10 protein-coding genes are annotated in these 7,846 nt (G+C 36.5%); all 10 read left to right on the forward strand.

Annotated features, from left to right (window positions below):
• A partial coding sequence (locus WFK35_RS18380; RefSeq protein WP_336733785.1) for a sensor histidine kinase occupies nt 1-551 on the forward strand: 551 nt, incomplete at its 5' end.
• A 130-nt stretch (nt 552-681) separates the two neighbouring features.
• Complete coding sequence (locus tag WFK35_RS18385) at nt 682-1,281, forward strand: IS1096 element passenger TnpR family protein (protein WP_336733786.1); 600 nt, start codon at nt 682-684, stop codon at nt 1,279-1,281.
• 312 nt (nt 1,282-1,593) lie between these two features.
• Nucleotides 1,594-2,943, forward strand: coding sequence for an alpha-amylase family glycosyl hydrolase (locus tag WFK35_RS18390; protein WP_336733787.1), 1,350 nt, complete (start codon nt 1,594-1,596; stop codon nt 2,941-2,943).
• A gap of 344 nt (nt 2,944-3,287) precedes the next feature.
• Nucleotides 3,288-3,728, forward strand: coding sequence for a hypothetical protein (locus WFK35_RS18395; RefSeq protein ID WP_336733788.1), 441 nt, complete (start codon nt 3,288-3,290; stop codon nt 3,726-3,728).
• A gap of 114 nt (nt 3,729-3,842) precedes the next feature.
• Nucleotides 3,843-4,637, forward strand: coding sequence for a thymidylate synthase (locus tag WFK35_RS18400; RefSeq protein ID WP_268054781.1), 795 nt, complete (start codon nt 3,843-3,845; stop codon nt 4,635-4,637).
• A gap of 44 nt (nt 4,638-4,681) precedes the next feature.
• Nucleotides 4,682-4,924: a hypothetical protein gene (locus WFK35_RS18405; protein ID WP_336733789.1), complete on the forward strand. Its 243-nt coding sequence runs from the start codon at nt 4,682-4,684 to the stop codon at nt 4,922-4,924.
• Nucleotides 4,921-5,226, forward strand: a complete 306-nt coding sequence (locus WFK35_RS18410) for a hypothetical protein (RefSeq protein WP_336733790.1) — start codon at nt 4,921-4,923, stop codon at nt 5,224-5,226. Before WFK35_RS18405 ends, WFK35_RS18410 begins: the two co-directional genes overlap by 4 nt.
• An 81-nt stretch (nt 5,227-5,307) precedes the next feature.
• Nucleotides 5,308-6,627, forward strand: coding sequence for a serine hydrolase domain-containing protein (locus WFK35_RS18415; RefSeq protein ID WP_336733791.1), 1,320 nt, complete (start codon nt 5,308-5,310; stop codon nt 6,625-6,627).
• A 4-nt stretch (nt 6,628-6,631) separates the two neighbouring features.
• Nucleotides 6,632-6,850, forward strand: coding sequence for a hypothetical protein (locus tag WFK35_RS18420; RefSeq protein WP_235129952.1), 219 nt, complete (start codon nt 6,632-6,634; stop codon nt 6,848-6,850).
• A 15-nt stretch (nt 6,851-6,865) separates the two neighbouring features.
• Nucleotides 6,866-7,846 (forward strand): M1 family metallopeptidase (locus WFK35_RS18425; protein WP_442892081.1); only part of this gene is annotated, 981 nt, incomplete at its 3' end.

Raw genomic sequence — 7,846 nt, forward strand, 5'->3', positions numbered from 1 at the left:
TCGATAAATCTGTAGAACGTTTAATTGCGATTGTAACGGACCTCGATATGATTAACAGGCTGGAAGCAGGAGAAATTAATCTTACCGTTTCTAAATTTGACGTAAATTTACTAATTAAAGAAATTTTTGATCTTCTCGATCTCGAAGCAGAAAAGCATAATGCAAGCTTGCAGATCCAGACTTTGCAGCCACAGATTTTTGTTGAGGCAGACAAACAGAAAATTTCGCAGGTTTTTATTAATCTGATTTCCAATGCAATTCATTATGCCAACAGACAGGAAGCAAAAGTAGTCGTAAAAACCAGCGTTCTTAAAAATAAAGTTTTAATCGAAGTTATAGACAACGGGATGGGAATTAAATCCGAAAGTTTACCAAGAATTTTTGAAAGATTTTACCGTGTGGAAACCAGCCGAAGCAGGAGGGAAGGAGGTTCCGGGCTTGGTCTTGCCATTGTAAAACATATTCTTGAAGCCCATAACGAAAACATCACCGTAGAAAGTGTTTATCTGGAAGGTACGAAATTCAGTTTCATGCTGGAGAAAAGCAAATAATTTTTGCAAAATGTATGAAAAAAAAATGTTTTAAAAAATGATGAAATATTTTTTTGTCACATCTCATTTATTTTATATTTGCAACAGAGATTTATCATAATAACAATGGCAAAAAGTAATTTAAAAACTGATGGTTTATAAAATCCGCGTAATATTAGATGCAAAAGAAGATATTTTCCGGGATATCGAAGTAAAAGGAAAACAGACGCTATGGAACTTACATTTAGGTATTAAGAGTGCATTCAGCTTGCAGGGAGATGAGCTTTCCACTTTTAATCTGCTTGAAGAAGACGGAACAATAGTAAAAGGTGTTCCGTTAGAAGATATGAGTGACGATGGCGACGGAGAAATTATGTCGGATGTGTACATCGATGAGGCGTTCGAAAATGTAGGAGATAAAGCTCAGTTCCAGTACGGACTTCTGGACCTTTGGGAATTTTTCTGCGAATTGGTAGAGATTATCGAAGAAACCAAAGGCGTTAATTACCCGATTACGGTCTACAGATTTGGAAATGTCCCTTTGAAAGCGCCAGGTAAAAACGGAAGCGCAGGAGGTTCTAAAAAGAAATCGGCAATGCCATTAATGGACGATGATTTCGGTTTTGAAGACGACTTCACAACTACCGGAAACTTTGCAGACGAAGATGATGATGCTTTTGATGATGAGGAAGAAGAAGACTACAACGACGATGCTTTCGATGATGAAGACGACAACGATGATGAAAGATAATCGGAAGAATTTGTAAAATATACCGCCCTGAACATAAGTTTGGGGCTTTTTTATTCTGTACTATAAGGAGCTATTTCGCGCTTTCGCTACTCGCTTTTTCGTTTTTTTCGGCGCGGCAGCGAAGCTGCCGCGCCGAAAAAAACGAAAAGAGCTCAGACATGCCGCTCAATCCCGGCTAGGATCTCGGATTTTCGATCAAAACAGGTCAGAATACAGCTTATTGCATACTTTAATTTCATTTTCTGTACAAAAATAGAGACTCAGATTTCCTTTTTTCCGATCACAATCCCTATTTTTGTTAAAAGAGAATTAATGAAAAAGTTAATTTTAATCGCTGTAACAGGTCTGGGAATTTTTTCCTGCACCTCTCAAAAAGCTGTAAAAAACATGACGGATTTACCTAAAGACTGGAAACACACTACCAACATTTACGAAGTAAACGTAAGACAATATACAAAAGAAGGAACCTTCAGAGCATTTGAAAAAGAAATGCCGAGACTCAAATCAATGGGCGTAAAAACCCTTTGGTTCATGCCAATCACTCCGATTGCACAGCAAAATAAAAAAGCAAGTCTGGGAAGTCCTTATGCCGCATCAGATTACACCTCCATTAATCCCGAATTCGGAACTCTGAACGATTTCAAACACATGGTGAACGAAGCACACCGATTAGGCTTTAAAGTAATCATAGACTGGGTTGCCAACCACACCGGTTGGGATCATATCTGGACAAAAACCCATCCCGATTTTTACCTGAAAGATCCGGACGGAAAATTTCATATCGCTTCCGGAATGGATGATATCATCGAACTCGACTACAAAAATCCGGAAATGCGTCTGGCAATGATTGATGCCATGAAATACTGGGTAAAAGAAACCAATATCGATGGCTTCCGTTGCGATCTTGCTTCCTGGGTTGAAGTCGATTTCTGGCAGCAGGCGCGTCCTGAAGTAGAAAAAATAAAACCCCTTTTCTGGCTTGGAGAATTCGATGAACTCGAAAGTCCGGAATACGGAAAAGTTTTTGATGCAAGCTACTCGTGGAAATGGATGCACAAATCTGCAGATTATTACAAAAAAAATGAACCACTTTCAGAACTTACGGATCTTCTGAGAAAATACTCTGCAATTGGAGACAGCTCAATGAGAGCGTGGTTTACAACCAATCACGACGAAAACTCATGGAACGGAACAGAATATGAAAAATATGGTGTCATCACAAAACCGATGGCTGTATTCTCTGCAACCTGGAATGGCGTTCCGCTGTTATATTCCGGTCAGGAATTACCCAACATGAAACGTCTGGAATTTTTTGAGAAAGATGTCATCAAATGGAGCAATGTGTATCAGAACGCAGATTTTTATAAGACACTCCTCAACTTAAAATCTTCAAATCCGGCATTAAGAGGAGGCGATTCTAATGTTACCACGTATCTTCTCAACACAACCGCTAACGACAAAATTTTAGCATATATAAGGAAAAACGGAAACGATGAAGTTTTAGTTGTTTTGAATATGTCCAAAGATACTGTAAACTTCTCTATTGAAGACGAACATCTTTCCGGAAGCTTTAAAAATGTTTTTGAAAAGGCAAAACGCGACTTTAACAGCGGAAAAGATTTTAATTTCAAACCCGGAGATTACGCGGTTTTTGAAAAATAAATTCCTATAAAATCTCCGCTTCTTGGGCGGAGATTTAACTTTAATGAGCGTATTTTAAACTTAATTTACTTCGTTTTATTTGTTTAAGATATAGTTAGGAGATAAAAATTCTGTTTAAACTTTTATTTAACTGCAAAAGCCACAAAAGATCTACTAAATTTTTTATTTAAAGTTGATCATTATCAATGAAAAAGCTCAGCATAGTTTTTAAAAATCTTTGATTTTTATTCTTTTGAGCGCTTTGATTATTCTGGAAATTCACTTTAACATTATCTTTTGTCCCTTTTGAGGTTAATTCTGAAATTAGTTTGAACAAGTTTAAAATATAAAATGAAATTCTGTAGATGGAAAAATCAAAAATATTAGAAGCGGTAAAAAGCAGAATTGCTGAAAAAATTCAGAAACTTGAAAAACTGATCGAAGAAACACGCGCTTCAAATAATGATACCAAAAGCTCAATGGGCGATAAATATGAGACCGGACGCGAAATGCTTCAGCAGGAAATCAATAATCTGCAAAGGCAACTGAACGAATCGTTAAACCAGCAATCTATTGTGCAGAAAATATCATCAGATCCATCATCAAAGGTGCAAAACGGAGCCTTGGTAAAAACAGATAAAGGTCTTTTCTACATTTCTGCATCGGCGGGAGAAATAATAGTAGACCAACAGAAAATAATGACGGTTTCGGCAGAATCACCGCTGGCAAAAGCAATGTACGGACTAACTGAAAACCAGAATTTTTCTGTTAATAATGTCGGTCAGAAAATTGTAAAAGTATGGTGAGATTTATTTGAATCATGAAATCTGTGTACAGTCATTACTACTTTTTTCCTAACTTATGATAACAGAAAATCGGTAAGATTTTTCTAAATTTGAACCTCAAAATAATCCTTCAACATGCAAAATTACCTAGACCTTTTACAGCATATTTTAGACCACGGAACCGATAAAACCGACAGAACCGGAACCGGAACAAGAAGTGTTTTCGGCTATCAGCTGAGATATGATTTATCGAAAGGTTTTCCTTTGGTAACCACCAAAAAAGTGCATTTGAAATCCATTATTTACGAATTATTATGGTTTCTGAAAGGAGATACGAACATCAAATATCTAAAGGACAATGGTGTTTCGATCTGGGACGAATGGGCAGATGAAAATGGCGATCTTGGACCCGTTTACGGAGCGCAATGGAGAAGCTGGAACGGAGCGGATGGTAAAATCGTGGATCAGATTACGGACGTTATCGATCAGATCAAAAAAAATCCGGATTCCAGAAGGCTCATCGTTTCCGCATGGAATGTTGCCGAAATTCCCAACATGGCTTTAGCGCCTTGTCATGCGTTATTTCAGTTTTACGTGGCAGATGGAAAACTATCGCTTCAGCTGTATCAGAGAAGTGCCGATGTTTTTCTGGGAGTTCCCTTTAACATTGCAAGCTATGCATTATTGCTGATGATGGTGGCGCAGGTTTGCGATCTGGAAGTTGGAGATTATGTTCACAGTTTTGGAGATGTTCATATCTACAACAACCATTTTGAGCAGGTTAAAAAACAACTTTCCAGAGAACCAAGACCGCTTCCTACCATGAAGCTGAATCCTGAAATCAAAGATATTTTCAGTTTTGATTTTGAAGATTTTACGCTGGAAAATTATGATCCGCATCCGGGAATTAAAGCGCCTGTTGCGATTTAATATATTGCCATAATTTCATTAACTTTGATATAAATTCAAAATGTATGGAAATTAAAATCAGTCTAGACGAATATGCAGATGTGGCTTTCATCAAAAAACTTTTGTCGCAGATAAAAGGTATTACCCATATTGAAGTTTCAGAAGATCATAAAACCTATTCCTGGGAGGAAATTGAAAGTTCCGAATATTTTGCAAAAGTAATAGAGCAAAGTGAGAATGACTATAAAAACGGGAAAACTCAGGAATTAACAGACGATTTATTGAATGAAATTTTTAATAAAAAATGAAAATAACAATTTCAGAAACAGCGAGAATATCGTTGAGTGAAATTATAGATTTTCTAAATTCTAAATGGACTGCAAAAGAAATTGCCGTTTTAGAAAACGATATTAAAAAATTCAGGCAGACAATAAAAGACAATATTGTAAAGCATCCATCTTTAGAAAATTTTCCTGATATAAAGTATACCCTTATCGGCAAGAATCAGATTAAGATGATGTATGAAATTAAAACCGACGAAATAGTGGTTAAATTATTCTGGCATTGCAGACAAAATCCAGTAAGACTAAAATATTTTCTCAGTAAATAGAGAATAAAGTGAAGCCGAAAACTTCACTTTTTTTGTAACATCTCCTGAAATTTTTCAACTCATTCAGCAAATCTCAAAAGTATGTTGAAAAAGTTACTTTTTCTTTCTGCGATCAGCTTTTCTGCAGCTGTATTTTCTCAGACCAATGTAAAGCAGAAATTAGCTGGTTATATCGATTCTCTCTTCGTACATCATAAAGTAATGGGGAGCTTTGCCTTTGCCGAAAACGACCGCCCTACGTTTATAAAAGTTGTCGGATTTGCAGATGTTGAGAAGAATCAGAAAGCAAATGTCAATACACAATACCGGATCGGATCAATCAGCAAGACCTTTACTGCCGTTTTAATTATGAAAGCTTTTGAGGAAAAAAAGATTTCCTTAGATCAGAAACTTTCTGAATTTTATCCTGAAATTCCAAATGCCGAAAAAATTTCCATCGAAAATCTACTGCAGCACAGAACAGGAATTCATAATCTGACCAGTGAAGCCGAGTTTTGGCAGTACAACACCAAACCTCAGACAGAAAGCAGCTTAATCAGCATTATAAAAAAATACAAAAGCGATTTTGAACCCGGTTCAAAACACGAATACAGCAATTCCAATTACATTCTGCTCGGTTTTATTCTCGAAAAAATTTACAAAAAACCGTATGCTGCTTTGCTGAAAGATAAAATTACAAAACCTTTAAAATTAACGCTTACAGAAGTTGGAGGAAAAATAGATCCATCGAAAGATCAGGCAAAAGCGTATCAATTCATCAACGGAAAATATGTGACTTCATCCGAAACAGATATGAGTATTCCGATTGGCGCAGGAAATATCATCTCTACTCCAAGAGATCTTCTTACTTTTATTCTTGGTCTGGAAAACGGAAAATTAGTGAAGAAATCCAGCCTTGAAAAAATGAAAACATTTGTGGATGATTACGGATATGGCTTGGTGAAAGTTCCTTTCGACAAATATTCGGGATTTGGTCATACCGGAGGAATAGACAATTTCAGTTCCGCACTATTTTATTTTCCGGATCTGAAAATTGCCACCGCTTTCAGTACCAATCAGTCGGAAATGGATACCAATGATATTTCCATCAAAATGATTGAAACAGCCATGGGAAAAGATTTCGAAATGCCCAATTTTAAAACCTATGAAATTTCCGAGAATGATCTTCAGAAATTTACAGGAACTTATTCCAGCAAAGATGTTCCCTTAAAGATTAGCATTTTTATTGAAGATAAAAAACTGATGGCTCAGGCAACAGGACAAAGTGCATTCCCTTTAGAAGCAATTTCCGAGACAAGCTTTAAATTTGATATGGCAGGAATTGTGATCGATTTTTATCCGGCAAAAAAACAGTTTGTCATTATTCAGGGAGGAACAAAAAATACGTTTACAAAAGAATAAAACAATGAAATATTTAAAAATAAACACCGAAGAAACTGCCGATCTTGAAGCACTTAAAAATGCAATTCTTCAGATGAAAGGCGTAGAATCCATAGAAATTATCGACGACGAAAATCCTGAGAGTGAACTGAAAAAAGCATTTGCCAAAACCAAAGAACAGTTCAAAAAAGGAGATTACGAAACATTGGTAAACGATATTTTTGATATTTTAACTAAAAAATAATTTAAGAAATAAATAATGAAAAAAGCCATTTTATCGATTGCTTTACTGGGCGGAATTTTATTTTCCGCAAATGCAGCAGCACAAACCGAAACTTCGGGAAGAGAAAAAGTATACAGAGCCACTCATACCAAAGTAACGGAGCTGAAACACACGAAGCTTAAAGTAAATTTCGATTATCAGAAAGAACAGATGAACGGGGAAGAATGGCTTAATGCCACACCTTTTTTCTATCCGACCAACGAACTGACGCTTGATGCAAAAGGAATGCTGATCCATGAAGTAGCGTTAGATATCAATGGAAAAAAATCTCCTTTAAAGTATGATTATAAGGATGATGTTTTAAAAATTACTTTAGACAAAACCTATCAGAAAAATCAGGATTACACAGTTTACATCAAATATACAGCACGTCCGAACGAAGTAAAACAGGAAGGAAGCATGGCAATTAGTGATGCAAAAGGTCTGTATTTCATTAATGCACAGGGAATAGATCCCGATAAACCAACGCAAATCTGGACGCAGGGTGAAACGGAATCTTCTTCAGCCTGGTTCCCGACCATCGATAAATCCAACCAGAAAACAACGCAGGAAATTTACATGACGGTTCCTGATAAATACGTAACCCTTTCTAACGGATTGCTGAAAGATTCCCAAAAAGAGGCAAACGGTTTAAGAACCGATCATTGGGTGATGGATAAAAGACATTCTACCTATCTTTTCTTTATGGGAGTGGGAGAATACGCTATTGTGAAGGATAAATGGAGAAATATTGCGGTAGATTATTATATTGAGAAAGAATACGAGCCGTATGCAAAACAGATCTACGGAAACACACCGGAAATGATCGAGTTTTTCTCTAAAAAGTTAGGCTACGATTTCCCATGGTCAAAATACGCTCAGATTTCCGGAAGAGATTACGTAAGCGGAGCAATGGAAAATACAACGGCAACGTTACACGGAAGTGATATTTTACAGAAACCGGGACAGCTCATCGAC

It is taken from the genome of Chryseobacterium sp. VD8, from assembly GCF_037149975.1.
Classification (GTDB): Bacteria; Bacteroidota; Bacteroidia; order Flavobacteriales; family Weeksellaceae; genus Chryseobacterium; species Chryseobacterium indicum.

Coding starts and splice junctions, on each gene's coding strand:
- WFK35_RS18395 (WP_336733788.1), top strand. CDS start 3,288: ATGGAAAAATCAAAAATATTAGAAGCGGTAAAAAGCAGAATTGCTGAA.
- WFK35_RS18400 (WP_268054781.1), top strand. CDS start 3,843: ATGCAAAATTACCTAGACCTTTTACAGCATATTTTAGACCACGGAACC.
- WFK35_RS18385 (WP_336733786.1), top strand. CDS start 682: ATGGTTTATAAAATCCGCGTAATATTAGATGCAAAAGAAGATATTTTC.
- WFK35_RS18390 (WP_336733787.1), top strand. CDS start 1,594: ATGAAAAAGTTAATTTTAATCGCTGTAACAGGTCTGGGAATTTTTTCC.
- WFK35_RS18420 (WP_235129952.1), top strand. CDS start 6,632: ATGAAATATTTAAAAATAAACACCGAAGAAACTGCCGATCTTGAAGCA.
- WFK35_RS18405 (WP_336733789.1), top strand. CDS start 4,682: ATGGAAATTAAAATCAGTCTAGACGAATATGCAGATGTGGCTTTCATC.
- WFK35_RS18415 (WP_336733791.1), top strand. CDS start 5,308: ATGTTGAAAAAGTTACTTTTTCTTTCTGCGATCAGCTTTTCTGCAGCT.
- WFK35_RS18410 (WP_336733790.1), top strand. CDS start 4,921: ATGAAAATAACAATTTCAGAAACAGCGAGAATATCGTTGAGTGAAATT.